Here is a 17323-nt window from a genome sequence, read left to right on the forward strand (position 1 = left end):
TTGACACTCGACGAACACACGACCCTGGCCGGACGCCTCGTCCGGTCCAGGGTTGTTTTCGGTCCGCACGAGACCAATCTTGCTGTGGGACGCTCGCTTTCCGATCGGCACCGTGCGTACTACCAGCGCCGCGCCGAGGGCGGAACCGGGATCGTCGTCACCGAAGTGGCCTCGGTATCGGAGAACGACTGGCCGTACGAGCGGGCGCCGTTGGCGTCGCAATGTGGCCCGGGGTGGCAGTCGATCGCGGCTGCATGTGCTCCGTACGGAACGCTGGTTCTGGCCGGGCTCGGTCATACCGGCATGCAGGGATCGAGCGCATACTCCCAGTCGGTGCTGTGGGGACCGTCAAGAGTGGCCGACCCGGCGACGCGTGAGTTGCCGATGGCAATGGGGCAGCCGGAAATCGACCAGTTGATAGCCGGCTTCCGTGAGGCGTCGGCGCTGGCCGTCGCTTCGGGAATGGACGGAGTGGAACTCGATGCCGGTCCTCGAAGCATTCTGCGACAATTCCTTTCGGGTCTGACCAACACTCGGCAAGACCGATACGGTAGCGATCGCGTTGCTCTTGTTCGCGAGGTCATCTCGGCAGTGCGCGAGGAAGTCGGGTCGGATCACGTTGTCTCCCTGCGGTTGTCCTGTGACGAGGAAGCTCCATGGGCGGGCCTGACGCCCGATCTTGCCATCGGTATCGCGCGTGAAGTGTCTCCGTTCCTCGATCTCCTTGTCGTCGTTCGTGGCGGACTCTATTCGTCTGACCGGTACCGCCCCGATTTTCACTGCCCGCCGAACTTCAACCTCGATCTGTGCCGTGAGATCAAGGCCGCTCTGTCGATTCCTGTTGTCGTGCAGGGGAGCGTCGTGGACATCGCCGACGCTCACGCGGCGCTGGAAGTAGGTGAGTTCGTCGAGATGACCCGGGCCCAGATCGCAGACCCGGACCTGGTTGTGAAAGCCGCGCGCGGCGATCGTCCCCGGCCGTGTGTGCTCTGCAATCAGACGTGCCTCGTGCGTGATCCTCGCAATCCTGTCGTGACGTGCGTCGGGAATCCGAGCGCGGGTTTCGAGACGGTGGACCCCGATGAGCGAGAGCAGATTTCGACACCGGGAGCCGTGCTGGTCGTGGGGGGTGGCCCCGCTGGGATGGAAGCCGCACGGATCTCGGCGGTGGCGGGGCACTCGGTCACACTCGTCGAGAGTTCATCGCAGTTCGGCGGCATGATCCGAACTTTTGCGCGAGGTGACGGCCGTAGCCGGTTCGCACTCCTCGCGCAGTGGTTGGAGGACGAATGCCGTCGTAGCGGCGTGACGATGCGGACCGGGGCGGCGCTCGACGCCCAAGACCTGGGTGACGCACGCAGCCGGGGCGAGTTTGTTGTCGTTGCCACCGGTAGTGCTGCGAGGCCGCCGACGTATCCGGTCGACGATTCGGTTCGATGGTTGGATGCGTCGGAAGCCTTCGAGAAGTTGAGCACCGTGGGGCCGGGTCCGGTCGCGCTGATCGATCCCCTCGGTGGACCGATCGCGGTGGCGCTCGCAGAAGCACTCGCGGCCCATGGCATCTCCGTCTCGATTGTGACTCCCGACAGCATCGTCGGTTCGAGGCTCGGTGCGAGTGGGGATCTGGTCGGCGCCAACACGCGCATCCAGCAGGCCGGGGTCACCAGGGTGCTCGCGTCACGTGTCACCGAAATCGCTCGAGGGGCCGTCTGCGTCGAACACGTCCATACCGGCGAGCGGTCACAGCTCGAGTGCGAAGTGGTGATCGACTGCTCGCCTCGTCTGCCGAACGAAACGCTGAAGGAAGAGGCCGACATTCAGGTGGGCGACTCGGTTGCCCCGAGAACTGTTCTCGAATCCATCCGCGAAGGGCGCTTTGCAGGGTTTACTACTAGAACGAGTTTCAATTCTGCAGAGAGGGCTATCTCATGACACAGGGTTCAGTTCGTTCGCTCGAAGGTCGCGTTGCTTTCATCACCGGCGCAGCGCGCGGTCAAGGACGTGCGCACGCGGTCAAGATGGCGCGCGAGGGAGCAACGATCATCGCGGTCGACGTATGCGCGTCGGTGGCGTCGGACAATTCCTACGACGCAGCAACTTCCGAGGACTTTGCCGAGACGATACGTCTGGTGGAAGCGGAGGGCGGGAAGATCCTCGCCCGTGAGGTCGATGTCCGTGACGGCGCAGCGCTCACCGCGGTGGTCAAGGACGGCGTCGAACAGTTCGGACGTCTCGACATCGTGGTCGCCAACGCCGGGGTCTGCAACTGGAATCGATTCTGGGAAATGTCGGACGAGCAGTGGGAAACCCTGATCGACATCAACCTGACCGGAGTCTGGAAAACCCTCAAGGCCTCGGTGCCGGCGATCATCGAGGGTGGGCGCGGTGGATCGATCATCGTGGTCAGTTCGGTGGCCGGACTCAAGGCGCTGCCCGGACAGGCGCACTACGCGAGCGCCAAGTTCGGTCTCGTCGGTCTGACGCAGGCCGCGGCAAAGGAACTGGGGGAGTACAAGATCAGGGTCAACTCGATCCATCCTTACGGAGTGAATACGCCGATGGGGGTCGACCAGGGCGCTCTCGAGGTATTTGCAAAGTTTCCGCAGTACCTTCCCAACTTCACTCCGATCCTCTCGGACATCGCTTTCGCCGAACCTGACGAGATCGCCGATACCGTCCTGTGGCTCGCCGGTGACGGTTCCCGCACCGTCACGGCAAGTCATATCGCTCTCGATCAAGGAAACTCCAAGGTCTGATGACGCCGTACCCGCGCCTCTTCGCGCCACTGCGCCTGGGCAACCTGACACTCCGCAATCGGGTCGTGTTCTCCGCACACCTGACCAATTACGCGGAGAACGGGTTGCCGACGGAGCAGCACGCGAGCTACTACGAGGCGCGGGCACGCGGCGGTGCGGGTCTGATCATCACCGAGGAGCACTCGACGCATCCTTCGGATCGACCGTACGAGAAGATGATTGCGGGCTATCGGCCGGAAGCGATCGAGGGATACCGGCGGATCACCGACGCCGTTCATGCGCATGGTTCGTCGATTCTCGCGCAGATCAACCACAATGGGGGTCAGGGCGCTGGAACCTATTCGCGATCGCCGCTGTTGGCGCCGAGCGCCGTTGCGGATCCGTTGTTCCGCGAGGTGCCCAAGGCTGTCGACGACGCGGACATTGCCGAGATTCTCGCAGGGTTCGCCCTTGTTGCGCGCAACTGCGTTGCCGGTGGCTTCGACGGGGTGGAATTGCAGGCGTCGCAGTCGTCCATCGTGCGCGCGTTTCTCGCACCCTCGACCAACCTGCGCACTGATCGCTACGGCGGGGGCGTGGCGAATCGTGCGCGTTTCCTTCTCGAAGTGCTCGGGGTACTGCGTAAGGCCATCGGCCCTGATCGTGTGCTCGGTGTGCGCCTGAGTGGATACGAAGGAACGCGGGGTGGCATCGAACTGTCCGACGCGGTAACCACCGCCCAACTCATCGAAGCTGACGGTCACGTCGACTACATCAACACCACCGTCGGAATGGCCACGGAAACACTGCATCTGGTCGAAGCATCGATGGCTGTACCCACCGGCTACGCCAACTTCGTCCCGTCTGCGATCAGGGAGGTCATCGATCTTCCAGTCGTCGGAGTCGGCCGTTTCAAGACGCCGGAGCAAGCCGAAGCTGCACTCGAGGACGGTGTATGCGATCTGGTGGGCGTAGTTCGCGGGCAGATCGCCGATCCGGATTTTGTGAACAAGGCGCGTGCTGGTCAATCGGTACAGGTGCGAACCTGCCTGTCCTGCAACCAGGAATGCGTCGGGCGGATGGGTCTGGGACGTTGGTTGGGGTGCACCGCAAATCCGCGCGCTGGTCGGGAATCGGTACCGCTGCCGATGCCGCGGCGACGGGGCCGCACGGTGGTGGTGGTCGGTGGCGGCCCCGCCGGCCTGCAAGCTGCGGCTACAGCGGCCCAGCGAGGTCATGCGGTGACGCTGTTCGAGCGTGAACGAAGACTTGGGGGACAGATTCTTACCGCCTCGGTGGTACCGGCTCGCCGTGAGCTCGCCGACCTCGTCCGGAATCTCGAATCTGAGTGTCGCCGAAGTGGTGTGACGATCGAGTTGGATGCTGGAGCTGATCTCGCGATCGTGGAGGAGCGCGCGCCCGAGGTGGTCGTGATTGCAACCGGAGCGCGGCCTTTACGCCCAGCGTGGGCGGGTGGATCAGAGCGTGTGGTGGGTGTTCGAGACGTTCTCGACGGCAAGATTCTGCCGAGTGGAACGGTGCTCGTCTACGACGAACTGGGATTCCATCAAGGTACGTCGGTGGCGGAGTTCCTCGCTGATCGAGGCTGTGCCGTCACGATCGCGACCAACGGTATGGTGGTCGCGCAGGACCTGAGCATCACCCTGGATTTCGAGGGGTGGAACCGCCGAGCGTTCGAGAAGTCGATCGGTCAACGGACAGATCTGATGGTGACTTCGGTGAGCGCTGGGGCCTCGCCGCTCGTGAGCTTGGTTCACCTTCCGACGGGTGTGACCGAGGAAGTTGCAGTCGACTGGGTGGTCTTCGCGACACAGCAGGAACCTGTCGACGAGTTGTGGAACACCTTGCAGGGAAGCTGTTTCGAGAAATTTCGCATCGGTGACGCCTTGTCTCCGAGGCGTTCGCACGCGGCCGTCATCGAGGGGCATCGGGCCGCGTTGGCGATATAGTCGTCCGTTTTGTCCCTGGTTCTCGAAAGTATGTTTTGAGCATGGACAGTCGGGAAGCGTGGCAACTGGATGGCGTGGGCCTCAAGAGCGAGGTTCTCGATCTGGTGCGCGCCCGGCACGAGTTGCAGTCGCGGATGGTGCTGCTGATCGTGGAGATGTTTTCCCGGGAGGTTCTCGGCGGGAAGGGTTTTCGGGCGATCGCGCAGTGGTTGCACGGGTCGACGAATCTGGAGATCGGTGAGTGCAGTCTGCTGGTCGGGTTGGCGCGGTTGTTGATGCTCGAACCCGTGGTGGCGATGCGTTTCATCGTGGTGACGTGGATGCGTTGAAAGCCCGTCAGGTGGCGTCGTTTTGTCAGCATCCGCCCAAGAACATGACCCTGGCGGATGTGGACAAGGCCCGCGGGATCCTGCTTGGCCTGGCGTCGAAGAACATCGCCGATTGTGATGCGGTGCGGGCGGCGATCCGGCGGATCGAGAAGCAGTACGGCAAACGCGAGGACGGCGTTCCGGTCGGCGAGGATTCCGAACGTAACGAGTTCTACGCGTCGAAAGGCCTGTACGGCAGAGTAACTGTGAAGGGCGAACTGGATGCTGTGAACGGGGCCCGGTTGATCACGTTGTTGTCGAGCCTGTCGGCTCCGACACCGGAAAAAGACGGCGTCAAAGACACCCGCACCCCGGCGCTGCGGCGTGCGGACGGGTTTTGTGAGTTGTTGCGCCGGTATGAGCGGGCGGGGTTGGGCCCGATCGAGGGCGGGGTGAAACCGCACATCACGGTCACCGCCAGCGCGAAAGACATGACGGATCTGCAAGCGTTGAAGGACTTGCTGCCGTCGACCGATGAACTCGGGTTTGCGTGGACGGATTGGGTAGGTCCGATCAGTATCGATACCGCGCGGATGTTGGCGTGCGACTGCACCGTGACGCGGATTTTGTTGGATGAGAATGGTGTTCCGCTCGAGTGCGGTAAGGAAGCGAGAACAGCGACGGTTCCGCAGCGGCGGGCGTTGGCGGTTCGTGATGGCGGGTGTGCGTTTCCGGGATGCGGAACGCCGTCGGGGTGGTGCGATGCTCATCATATTGTTCACTGGAACGATGGTGGCCCAACAGATCTCGACAATCTGATTCTGTTGTGCGGTCATCATCATCGGACGATGCACCACATGGAGTGGCGGGTGGAGATCGGGCCGGATCGGAAGACGGTGTTCTATCCGCCGATGTCGGTTGATCCGTATCAACAGCCGATCGGTGGGAACAGCCCACCGACAGCGGCGTGAACCGCGACAACTGACGAATACGCCGGGCACAACAAAATGCCCCGGTGTATCCGCATGCAGTGTTGCGGTGGGAGGGGCCCACACCAAATACGATCGGGGGATGAGTTCTCCGCGTGACCTTGCTGCCATCCCGAGTCCTGCGCTCGAGGGCACTGCGCTCACCGTCGTGGTCCCGGTCGGTTCTTTCGAACAACACGGACCGCACCTGCCTCTCGATACCGACACTCGGATTGCGAGAGCAGTCGCACAGGCTCTGCCCGACGTCGTCGTGGCCCCGGCCATCGAATACGGGGCGAGCGGCGAACACGAAGGGTTTGCCGGCACGATTTCGATCGGTGCGGAGGCCATGGAAACCGTCGTCGTCGAATACGGAAGGTCGGCGTTCCGATGGACGAAGAGGGTGCTGTTCGTCAACGGCCACGGCGGAAATGGTCCCGCATTGGCCAAAGCGGTGGCACTTCTGCGGTATGAGGGGCGTGATGCTGCTTGGGCGCCGTGCGCTGTTCCGGGTGCCGACGCGCATGCCGGACACACTGAAACGAGCCTATTGCTGCACCTTTCGCCCGATTTGGTGCACATGAGCCTTGCTGAGACAGGAAATTTGTCTCCTATCGCGGACCTGATGCCAGGAATGCGTTCGGGCGGTATGGTCGCTGTGTCGCAAAACGGCGTTCTCGGCAATCCAGTCGGGGCTACCGCCGAAGACGGCGCATACATCTTCGGTGAGTTGGTAGGACGCGTGACGGATGGACTGGCCCGGTGGGAGCCTGGTCCAGATGGGAGGCTTCGGTGACGACCACGACCGAGTGGGGGCGGACGGTCCACCTGCGACGGCTTTCGAGGCTGCGACGAGTTGCAGCACGACGGGCTACGTCCCTTACGATCATCTGATGCGACCAGCAAGACTCCCCGACGGCTTCGGCATTCGGTTGGACCCCAAGGTGCGCACGTACTCGGGTGGCCGGGTACTCATCGGCGGATCTCCGACGCGGATGCTCAAGCTGGCGCCGACGGCTGCGGCGATGATCGGTGACGGCTTCCTCGAGGTGGTCGATCAGCAGAGCGCTGCGGTTGCGCGACACCTTCTCGATTCAGGTGTCGCGAATCCTCGTCCGATGTCGACGCCGTCCGCTGCCGATGTCACGGTCGTGATTCCGGTCAAGGACAACCAGGCCGGCGTCGAACGCCTATTGCCCGTCCTCAAGGATCTGACCGTCATCGTTGTCGACGACGGTTCGGAAGTGCCGGTGGAGCCCCGTCGCGCCTGCCCGGGCACCGGCACCATCACAGTGGTCCGGCACGAGAGTGCCCGCGGACCCTCGGCAGCGAGAAACTCGGGATTGCGTTCGGCCCAAACACGTTTCGTAGCTTTTCTGGACTCTGACGTCATACCGCGTGCCGGTTGGCTCGAGTTGATGTTGGGCCACTTCAGCGATCCGGGGGTTGCCCTTGTTGCACCCCGCATCGTCGCCCTCGATCCGTACGGGACGGCGCTGGCGCGGTACGAGAACATGCGATCGTCTCTCGACCTCGGACGCAAGGAAGCTGCGGTGAAGTCGGGCAGTCCGGTCGCCTATGTCCCCAGCGCCGCCGTGATCGTCCGGCGCGACGTGGCACTCGAATGCAACGGTTTCGACGAGAGTCTCGAAGTAGCCGAGGACGTCGATTTCTGCTGGCGACTGCAGGCTGCGGGTTGGCGACTGAGGTACGAACCGGTTGCGCATGTCGCCCACGATCATCGAGTTCAGTTCGACAAGTGGTTCGCCAGGAGAGCGTTCTACGGCACGGGTGCGGCGCCGTTGGCTGCAAGACACGAGGGTTCGGTTCCGCCGATGGCGATGTCGTTCTCGACGCTCTTCGCGTGTATCGCCGCTGCAACACTGACCCGTTCCGGTCTTGCCGGCGCACTCGGCGCTTTGCTGTTTACCGTTTACCGGCTGCGAAAGATGTTCACCGGCCTGAGTCAACCCACCCGGATCGCGGCGATCCTCACCGCGCAGGGAGTTGTCGGCGGATTCTGGCAACTCGCCTCGGCAATGTGTCGTCACTACTGGCCCGTGACGCTCCTGGCGGTGATCGCCTCCCGTCGAATTCGGCGGCTGGCCGTCGCTGCAGCAGTCACCGAAGGTTTGGTGGACTGGTATCGCCACCGTGAGCCAGGCGGGCTGGGACCGGTTCGGTACGTCTTCTTCAAACGAGCCGACGACATCGCGTATGGAGCCGGACTCTGGCGTGGCGCATTCGACGCCCGCGACTGGGCGGCGCTGAAACCTCGAATCACCAAGTGACAGAAGCCGACTACGCAGATTTCCTGGTTGTCGGTGGTGGCACGTGTGGTTGCGTGGTCGCAGCCAGGCTCAGTGAAGATCCATCCGCCACGGTGATGCTCCTCGAATCGGGAAGCGGATATCGATCGGCGCTCGAACTCCCGGACGTCCTGGGTGATCCGTACCGACTGCCGGTCGGACCTGCGAGCGAATACACGTGGACCTATCCGGTCGAACTGACGCCGCGTCGGGCGTCCACAATTGCGCGGGGGCGGACACTCGGTGGATCCGGAGCCGTCAACGGTGCGTACTTCACCCGCGCGACCCGTGCTGATTTCGAGAATTGGCCGAGTTCATGGCGATACGACGACGTCTTGCCGTACTTCAAGAAGTCCGAAACGGATCGTGATTTCGAGGGCGAGTTCCACGGGACCGCCGGACCGATCCCGGTCGAGCGTCGAGCGTGGGACCAACTACATCCACTGAGCGGCGAGTTTCATGCGGCAGCGCTCGGAGCAGGCTTTCCCGACGACGTCGACAAGAATGCGCCGGACTCGTTCGGGGTGGGCCGAGTGCCACTGAACGTCTCGGATCATCGTCGGATCAGTACGGCGATCGGGTATCTGATGCCGGCGTTGCACCGGCCGAATCTGCGGGTGGAATCCGGAGTGAACGTCATTCGCATCGCGTTCTCGGGTACCCGTGCGATCGGCGTCGACGTTCTCGACGACGGTAATGTCCGACGCATTCGTGCCGACCATGTGGTCGTGTGTTCGGGCGCGGTGGCGACACCGCACATTCTCCTGAATTCCGGTGTTGGTCCAGCGGAACAACTTGTAGGGCAGGGAGTTTCCGTCGTTCTCGATCGACCGGGCGTCGGACAGAACTTCGTCGACCACCCGGAAGTGCTGCTGCCGTACCATTTTTCGAAGCCCCGCACGATTCGATCGCAGACTCCGGTGCTGGAGACAGCCCTCAACCTCGCTGAGATCGAAATCCGTCCGTACACAGCATCTTTCACAGACCTGGTTCCCGGTGTGCCTCGCATGGACCACGGCGTCGGAGTGGTCCTGATGGCGCCGCACAGCCGGGGAAGCATCGAACTGGTATCGGGGGATCCCGCTGGGGCGCCGCGTATTCGGTACAACTATGTCGCGTCGGCGCACGATCGAGCTGCCATTCGGGAAGGGATGCGGATCGCCGAGAATCTTCTCGAGTCGATCGCCGAGACGGGGTTGATCGATCGCCCCGTCGTGGAGTACACCGATGAGTGGGTCGAATCCCGCCTGGGAACGTCGCTGCATATGTCCGGTAGTTGCGTGATGGGTGCCGAGGCGGACCCGTTCGCAGTCGTCGACGGTCGGTGCCGTGTGATCGGCGCGCAAGGACTCAGTATTGTTGACACGTCAATCCTGCCGACGATCCCGACCCGCGGCCCGCATGCGACCGCGGTGATGGTCGCGGAACGAGCAAGCGCCATTCTGCTCGGTGACGAGTGACCGCGAGGGGTAGCAGGCTGGGTCGGCAGTCATACCGAATGGTCGTTCTCGCCTATGGGCTGTGATCGGCGTTACAGTGGTCCACGGAGCGGAGGAACGCAAAATATGGCACGTGAACAGGCTGTGCCCGGCAACCCGTGGGTGGCGGTCAGGCCAGGCGATGACGTCGCGTTACTCGCGCGGCGACTTTCGTCTGCCCATCAGTCGTTCATCGATGCTCGCGGCGTGCCCGGCCAGGGGCTGACCGACGACTCCCATGTCCGCTCGGTCGTACTCGAGTCCTGGATGCGGAGCCGCAACAAGGGGGTAAATCCCGATGTGGTCGGCAACCCTGAGATGCTCGAAGGGTTGGAGCTCGAAAAGTATCGCTCCGCGCATCCCATGTCACTGATCCGTCCGGTGATTCGGAAACTCCTGGTGGAAGATGCTGCCGAGACCGGACTACTGATCGCGATCAGTGACGCACACGGTCGATTGCTTTGGGTGGAGGGTGACAACTCGGCCAAGGACAAGGCGTTGTCCATGAACTTCGTTGAAGGCGCCGACTGGAGCGAAGATCGTGTCGGCACCAATGCGCCGGGAACGGCGCTTGCTCTCGATCACTCCGTACAGATTTTCGGATCCGAGCATTTCAACCGAACCGTGCACGACTGGAGTTGTTCGGCCGCACCCGTCCACGATCCCACCACTGGGCAAATCCTTGGTGCCATCGACATCACCGGTGGTCCCAGGGTTGCGGTTCCCGAAGTGCTGTCACTGATCCGTGCAACTGTCGCGGCCGCCGAATCGGAATTGCGATTCCATCTCTTGAACTCGCCCATCCCACTCAGTGCCACGGCTCCGCGCCTCGAAACATTCGGTGCCGGCCGGCCGACGCTGGTTCGCGGCGGTGACCGCATCCCGATTTCGCAGCGTCACGCCGAGATTCTCCTTCTGCTTTCCGAACACCCGGAGGGCCTCAGCTCCGACCACCTTGCGGTCCTGCTCGACGAGGGCGAACTCGACGCAGTGACCATTCGCGCGGAAATGTCGCGGCTTCGTAAGGTTTTCGGCGCCGACCGGCTGGCTTCGCGCCCCTATCGGATCATCACGGAGTTCACGACAGATGTCGGCGATGTGCGGGCAGCGTTGGACCGAGGCGACGCAGCGACGGCGATGAAACTGTATTCGGGCCCGGTGCTGGCGGGCTCTGCCTCCCCGGGAATCGAAGAGGTGCGGGAAGAACTACGCACCAGGGTCCAGGCAGCTCTGCTGCGTGGAGGTGACGCCAACCTTCTGGCCCGGTGGACCACGTCGGTGCACGGCCGCGAAGACTCCGTCGTGTGGGAGGCCTACCTGTCCACGTTGGATCCTCAATCTCCGCTGTATTCGCAGGTCCAGGCTAGAATTGATCTCCTCGACCGCCAATTGGGCATCTGAGAATCATCTGCGTTTCTCGCACGCAACGTACTTGCAACGTTGCAACTCCTAGTGTTGTGAATCACACCCCACCGGGGGGTGGGATTGCAGTCACCGATTTGGTGGGTGCGCCCAGGAAGATCACGTTTACATAGGAGCTTGCAATGACCGTGTACGCCCGCCCAGGTACCGCCGACGCGATCATGTCCTTCCAGTCTCGATACGACAACTGGATCGGCAACGAATGGGTTGCTCCGGTCAAGGGTCAGTACTTCGAGAACCCGACACCGGTGACCGGACAGAATTTCTGTGATGTGGCTCGTTCCACCGCAGAAGACATCGAACTCGCTCTCGACGCAGCGCACGCAGCAGCTCCGGCCTGGGGCAAGACCTCGGTCGCCGAGCGCGCGATCATCTTGAACAAGATCGCTGATCGTATGGAGGAGAACCTCGAATCCATCGCACTCGCCGAGTCGTGGGACAACGGCAAGCCGATCCGCGAGACCCTCAACGCCGACATTCCGCTCGCCATCGATCACTTCCGATACTTCGCGGGAGCTATTCGCGCACAGGAAGGTTCGCTCTCGGAGATCAACTCCGACACCGTGGCGTACCACTTCCACGAGCCGCTCGGCGTAGTCGGCCAGATCATTCCGTGGAACTTCCCGATCCTCATGGCCGTGTGGAAGCTTGCCCCCGCCCTCGCTGCCGGCAATGCCATCGTGCTCAAGCCTGCCGAGCAGACGCCAGTCTCGATCCTGCACCTCATCGGCATCATCGGTGACCTGCTGCCTGCCGGTGTTCTCAACATCGTCAACGGCTTCGGCGTCGAGGCCGGAAAGCCGCTCGCGTCCAGCCCGCGTATCAAGAAGATCGCGTTCACCGGTGAGACCACCACCGGTCGCCTGATCATGCAGTACGCGTCGCAGAACCTTATCCCCGTCACCCTCGAACTCGGTGGCAAGAGCCCCAACATCTTCTTCTCCGACGTTCTCGCCTCAAACGACGACTACCAGGACAAGGCACTCGAGGGCTTCACGATGTTCGCCCTCAACCAGGGCGAGGTCTGCACCTGCCCGTCACGTTCGCTGATCCAGGAAGACATCTTCGACGAGTTCCTCGCGATGGCAGCCATCCGCACCAAGGCTGTGCGCCAAGGGGATCCGCTCGACACCGACACCATGATCGGTGCCCAGGCCAGCAACGATCAGCTCGAGAAGATCCTCTCGTACATCGAGATCGGCAAGGCCGAAGGCGCCAAGGTCATCACCGGTGGTGAGCGAGCCGAACTCGGCGGAGACCTGTCCGGCGGCTACTACGTCCAGCCGACGGTGTTCACCGGCAACAACAAGATGCGCATCTTCCAGGAAGAGATCTTCGGACCCGTCGTCTCGGTCACCTCGTTCAAGGACTACGACGAGGCCATCGAAATCGCCAACGACACGCTCTACGGTTTGGGCGCCGGTGTCTGGTCCCGCGACGGCGGAGTTGCTTACCGCGCAGGCCGCGACATCCAAGCCGGTCGCGTCTGGACCAACACGTACCACCAGTACCCGGCACACGCCGCTTTCGGTGGATACAAGCAGTCCGGCATCGGCCGCGAGAACCACCTGATGATGCTCTCGCACTACCAGCAGACCAAGAACCTCCTGGTCAGCTACGCCCAGAAGGCTCAGGGCTTCTTCTGATCTACCCACCGGCACCCGTGAGCCCCTCGCTGCGGGTGCCGGTGAGCAAGACTGCAACACGCGAAACCTGCACAAACACACGGAGGTTGGAATGAGCGCCACGGACACACCCGATACCGGCGCCGTTCCACCCCGGTTGGTGACCACCGCTGGGGCGGCTGACCTCCTGCGCCGCCTCAGCGGGACTCACGGCGAACTGATGATGCATCAATCCGGCGGATGCTGCGACGGCTCGGCCCCGATGTGTTATCCCTCAGGCGAATTCATCGTCGGGGACCGTGACGTACTACTCGGAATCGTCGATCTCCGACTTGCTGTCGGAGAGACTCCCGAAGACCTTCCCACCGGAACCGACGCTGTACAGGTCTGGATTTCCGGATCACAGTTCGAAGCCTGGAAGCACACCCAGTTGGTGCTGGACGTCGTGCCCGGCCGCGGCAGTGGATTCAGCCTGGAGTCTCCTGAAGGATTCAGATTCCTCAGTCGAGCAAGGGCATTCACACCGGACGAAAACGAAGCACTCGGCGCGTCGAGCATTCTCGTGGGCGCTGATTGGGAAGCGGGCGTGCGTCCTTTGCCCCCGACGGTTCCCCAGGTGGTCGCCGAGGCCGTCGACGCCTGCCCGGTGCCGGGCGCGGCCGCCCGATCCTGAGAACGGCAGCCTGAAGAAGATCTGAACAGACTCGGGACCGCTCACATGACAGCCAGTTAACAGCACGGTCATCTCCAGGCGACCTTCTCCGTACATCGCCCACATACCGTTCATTTCACGCGACGCATCCACCGTGCGTCGTCTCATTCTTGACCGATTCAGAGGATGGACATGTCTCTTTCCGACCACGCAACCGGCAAAAACGCCGGTGCCGCGGGTGCACACCACGACGGCGCAGACTTCCATGCGGAAGACAATTCGTATCTGGAGAAACGAACACTCCGAAAGGGAACAGCAGGGTGGGTGCTGCTTGCGGGGTTGGGTGTCAGCTATGTGATTTCCGGTGACTACGCCGGCTGGAACAACGGTCTGGCCGAAGGTGGTTTCGGTGGCCTTCTCATCGCGGCGGTTGTCATCGCGGGTATGTACCTGGCGATGGTGCTCGGTATGGCCGAGATGTCTTCGGCACTTCCTGCCGCTGGTGGTGGATACACGTTTGCCAGACGGGCCATGGGGCCCTGGGGCGGATTTGCCACCGGCACAGCAATTCTCATCGAGTACTCGATAGCACCCGCAGCGATCGCGACCTTCATCGGTGCGTACGTCGAGTCCCTGAACCTGTTCGGGATCACCGACGGCTGGTGGGTGTACCTCGCGGTGTACGCGATCTTCATCGGCATTCACCTCACCGGCGCCGGTGAGGCACTCAAGGCGATGTTCATCATCACCGCCATTGCACTCGTCGGCCTGGTCGTGTTCGCGGTTTCGGCTGTCGGCCTTTTCGATTCGTCCAACCTCACCGATATCGCCGTCGACACCAGCGCAGTCGGATCGTCGTCGTTCCTGCCATTCGGTCTGCTCGGAATCTGGGCCGCCGTGCCCTTCGCGATCTGGTTCTTCCTTGCGGTCGAAGGTGTACCGCTGGCCGCCGAGGAAGCACGTGAGCCGGAGAAGAACGTCCCCCGCGGCATCATCATCAGCATGTTGATCCTGATCGTCACAGGCGCAACGGTTCTCTTCCTCGCCACCGGTGCGCTCGGCGCAGACGCCCTGTCCACCTCCGGAAATCCGCTCGTCGAGGCTCTGGGGGACAGCGGAGCGGCAAAGGCCGTCAACTACATCGGACTTGCCGGTCTGGTCGCGAGCTTCTTCTCGATCATGTACGCCTACTCACGCCAGACGTTTGCGCTCTCCCGCGCCGGCTACCTGCCGAAGAACCTGTCGGTGACCAACAAGCGCAAGGCCCCCACTCTCGCTCTCGTCGTACCCGGAATCATCGGCTTCGCGCTCTCACTCACCGGTGAAGGTGCAATGTTGCTCAACATGGCGGTGTTCGGCGCGGCAGTGAGCTACGTCCTGATGATGGTGAGTCACATCGTTCTTCGTAAGCGTGAGCCGAACATGCCGCGCCCGTACCGCACGCCCGGCGGTATCGCCACCACCTCGTTTGCACTCGTGATCGCGGCAGTGTCGGTGGTCGCCACCTTCCTGGTCGATCCCGTTGCGGCACTGCTGACGTTGGTCGCCTTCGGTGTTCTCATGGCGTACTTCGGTCTCTACAGTCGCCACCACCTTGTTGCCAACTCGCCGGACGAGGAGTTTGCTGTACTTGCACAGGCGGAAGAAGAATTGGGATGAGTCGCGGGATGGCCAAGTATCACCAGCAGGTATCCGGAACCAACTACTCGTTCGACGGTCTCGTCGATCTGATGGCAAAAGCGACACCACTGCGGTCGGGTGACGAACTAGCCGGTTGCGCGGCAAGCTCCGACGCCGAACGTGCTGCTGCTCAATGGGTTCTGGCTGATCTTCCGTTGACGGTGTTCCTCGAAGATCTGGTGGTTCCGTACGAGGACGACGAGGTAACCAGGCTCATCATCGACAGCCACGATCGCCTGGCCTTTGCGCCGGTGGCCCACCTGACTGTTGGCGGACTACGAGACTGGTTGCTCGAGACCGCGTCGGCGCCGGAAGCTTCCGCACGGTTGTCCGCCGTAAGTCCCGGGCTCACCCCCGAGATGGTTGCGGCGGTCAGCAAGATCATGCGCAATCAGGACCTGATCGCCGTCGCGAAGGCCATCACCGTGACCGCGGGGTTCCGTACGACCATCGGACTGCCCGGCCGGCTGAGCACCCGACTCCAGCCAAACCACCCGACAGACGATCCACGCGGCATCGCGGCGGCCACATTGGACGGTCTCCTGATGGGATGTGGCGACGCCGTCATCGGTATCAACCCCGCGACGGATTCACCCCAGGCCACCTCGGATCTGCTCCACCTGCTCGACGACATCCGTCAGCGATTCGAGATCCCGACTCAGTCGTGCGTGCTCTCGCACGTGACCACCACGATCGGACTGATCGAATCGGGGGTGCCGGTCGATCTCGTCTTCCAGTCGATTGCCGGTACCGAAGGCGCCAATTCCGGTTTCGGAGTGAACATTCCGCTCCTGCGTGAGGGCAACGAGGCCGGGCGCTCCTTGAACCGCGGAACGGTCGGCAACAACGTCATGTACCTGGAGACGGGGCAGGGGTCCGCCCTCAGCTCAGGTGCCCACTACGGCACCGGCGGAGCCCCGGTCGATCAGCAGACACTCGAGACCAGGGCATACGCAGTGGCACGTGATCTCGAACCGCTGCTGGTCAACACCGTGGTCGGCTTCATCGGTCCCGAGTATCTCTACGACGGCAAGCAGATCATTCGCGCGGGCTTGGAGGATCATTTCTGCGGAAAACTCCTCGGGCTGCCGATGGGAGTGGACGTTTGCTACACCAACCACGCCGAAGCCGATCAAGACGACATGGACAACCTGCTCACCTTGCTGGGCGTCGCCGGCGCGGCGTTCGTGATCGCGGTGCCCGGCGCCGACGACGTGATGCTCGGCTATCAAAGTCTGGCGTTCCACGACGCGCTGTATGTGCGTAAGGTTCTCGGTTTGCAGCCCGCCCCGGAGTTCGAGACCTGGCTCCACAATTTGGGGATGACCGACGCAAACGGTCGGGTTCTTCCGATCGATGCCGAAATGTCGCCGTTGCGGGCTTTGACGGTGAACTCATGACCGAAGATCAGGCACCGATCCTCGATTTCTGGGGTCCACTGCGCAAGACCACACAATCGCGTATCGGGTTGGGCCGTGCCGGTGATTCGTTGCCCACCAAGCGGGTTCTCGAATTCAAGGCAGCGCACGCCGCAGCTCGCGACGCGGTCCACGAGCCACTCGACTCCGAGACGCTTGCCAGTCGGGTCGAAGGGGTGGGCATCGGGGCGCCGGTGGTGGTCGCGAGCAGCGTCTCCACCCGCAGTGAGTATCTCCGGAGACCTGACCTGGGGCGCCAACCGGCTGACCTGGGTGCGATCTCGAGTTCCGACAAGGAAATCGGGTTCATCCTCGCCGACGGACTCTCGCCACGCGCACTGATGGACCACGGCGAGCAATTACTGTCTGCGTTGGTCACGGTGTTGGGGGAGCGGTACTCGATCGCGCCGCCCGTGATCGCCACGAATGCCCGTGTGGCACTGGGTGATCACATCGCTGCCGCGATGGGAGTGCAGACGGCGATCGTCCTGATCGGCGAACGTCCAGGGCTCTCCGTTGCGGACAGCGTCGGGATCTATCTGACTCACCTTCCGCGCGTCGGTCGTACCGACGCGGATCGAAACTGCATTTCCAATGTCCACCCACCCGAGGGACTCGGATACGAGCAGGCTGCTCGTGTCGTCCTGGGATTGGTGACGGGAGCGCGCCAGTTGGGCCGCTCCGGCGTCGACCTCAAGGACACCTCTCGCGCCGACGCCGTTGCGTCGGGAGAAGTGCTGACGCTCGATTAGTTGACG

Annotated in this window: 12 protein-coding genes and 1 pseudogene; all 13 read left to right on the forward strand. The window is 62.6% G+C overall.

All coding sequences use genetic code 11. From position 1 onward, the window contains the following. Positions 1–1932 (forward strand): mycofactocin system FadH/OYE family oxidoreductase 1, encoded by a 1932-nt coding sequence (locus KTR60_RS08995; protein WP_228402040.1) that lies wholly within the window; start codon positions 1–3, stop codon positions 1930–1932. After that, on the forward strand, positions 1929–2756 hold the full coding sequence (locus KTR60_RS09000; RefSeq protein ID WP_064689523.1) for a mycofactocin-coupled SDR family oxidoreductase: 828 nt from the start codon (positions 1929–1931) through the stop codon (positions 2754–2756). Before KTR60_RS08995 ends, KTR60_RS09000 begins: the two co-directional genes overlap by 4 nt. Further along, on the forward strand, positions 2756–4705 hold the full coding sequence (locus KTR60_RS09005) for a mycofactocin system FadH/OYE family oxidoreductase 2 (RefSeq protein ID WP_228402041.1): 1950 nt from the start codon (positions 2756–2758) through the stop codon (positions 4703–4705). Before KTR60_RS09000 ends, KTR60_RS09005 begins: the two co-directional genes overlap by 1 nt. A 41-nt stretch (positions 4706–4746) precedes the next feature. Further along, a pseudogene (locus KTR60_RS09010) lies at positions 4747–5984 on the forward strand (DUF222 domain-containing protein). 100 nt (positions 5985–6084) lie between these two features. After that, positions 6085–6777 (forward strand): mycofactocin biosynthesis peptidyl-dipeptidase MftE, encoded by a 693-nt coding sequence (gene mftE / locus KTR60_RS09015; protein WP_054186896.1) that lies wholly within the window; start codon positions 6085–6087, stop codon positions 6775–6777. Between the two features lie 97 nt (positions 6778–6874). Then, positions 6875–8272: a mycofactocin biosynthesis glycosyltransferase MftF gene (gene mftF / locus KTR60_RS09020; protein ID WP_007730153.1), complete on the forward strand. Its 1398-nt coding sequence runs from the start codon at positions 6875–6877 to the stop codon at positions 8270–8272. Next, positions 8269–9750, forward strand: coding sequence for a mycofactocin system GMC family oxidoreductase MftG (gene mftG, locus KTR60_RS09025; protein ID WP_007730154.1), 1482 nt, complete (start codon positions 8269–8271; stop codon positions 9748–9750). Before mftF ends, mftG begins: the two co-directional genes overlap by 4 nt. Positions 9751–9855: 105 nt before the next feature. Next, positions 9856–11169 (forward strand): helix-turn-helix domain-containing protein, encoded by a 1314-nt coding sequence (locus KTR60_RS09030; RefSeq protein WP_007730155.1) that lies wholly within the window; start codon positions 9856–9858, stop codon positions 11167–11169. A gap of 143 nt (positions 11170–11312) precedes the next feature. Further along, a complete protein-coding gene (adh, locus tag KTR60_RS09035) occupies positions 11313–12836 on the forward strand; it encodes an aldehyde dehydrogenase (protein ID WP_007730158.1) in 1524 nt (507 codons plus the stop codon). Positions 12837–12927: 91 nt separating this feature from the next. Next, positions 12928–13488 (forward strand): DUF779 domain-containing protein, encoded by a 561-nt coding sequence (locus KTR60_RS09040; protein ID WP_003942021.1) that lies wholly within the window; start codon positions 12928–12930, stop codon positions 13486–13488. Between the two features lie 165 nt (positions 13489–13653). Further along, positions 13654–15126 (forward strand): ethanolamine permease, encoded by a 1473-nt coding sequence (gene eat / locus KTR60_RS09045; protein WP_003941913.1) that lies wholly within the window; start codon positions 13654–13656, stop codon positions 15124–15126. Continuing rightward, positions 15123–16547: an ethanolamine ammonia-lyase subunit EutB gene (locus KTR60_RS09050; protein WP_007730162.1), complete on the forward strand. Its 1425-nt coding sequence runs from the start codon at positions 15123–15125 to the stop codon at positions 16545–16547. The genes eat and KTR60_RS09050 overlap by 4 nt, the downstream gene beginning before the upstream one ends. After that, the gene (gene eutC / locus KTR60_RS09055) at positions 16544–17317 is read left to right on the forward strand and encodes an ethanolamine ammonia-lyase subunit EutC (RefSeq protein WP_007730164.1); all 774 of its coding nucleotides are present in this window, start codon (positions 16544–16546) and stop codon (positions 17315–17317) included. The genes KTR60_RS09050 and eutC overlap by 4 nt, the downstream gene beginning before the upstream one ends. Positions 17318–17323: the final 6 nt, after the last annotated feature.

Origin of the sequence: Rhodococcus sp. C1, from assembly GCF_020809065.1 — a bacterium.
Lineage (GTDB): Bacteria > Actinomycetota > Actinomycetes > Mycobacteriales > Mycobacteriaceae > Rhodococcus_F > Rhodococcus_F qingshengii.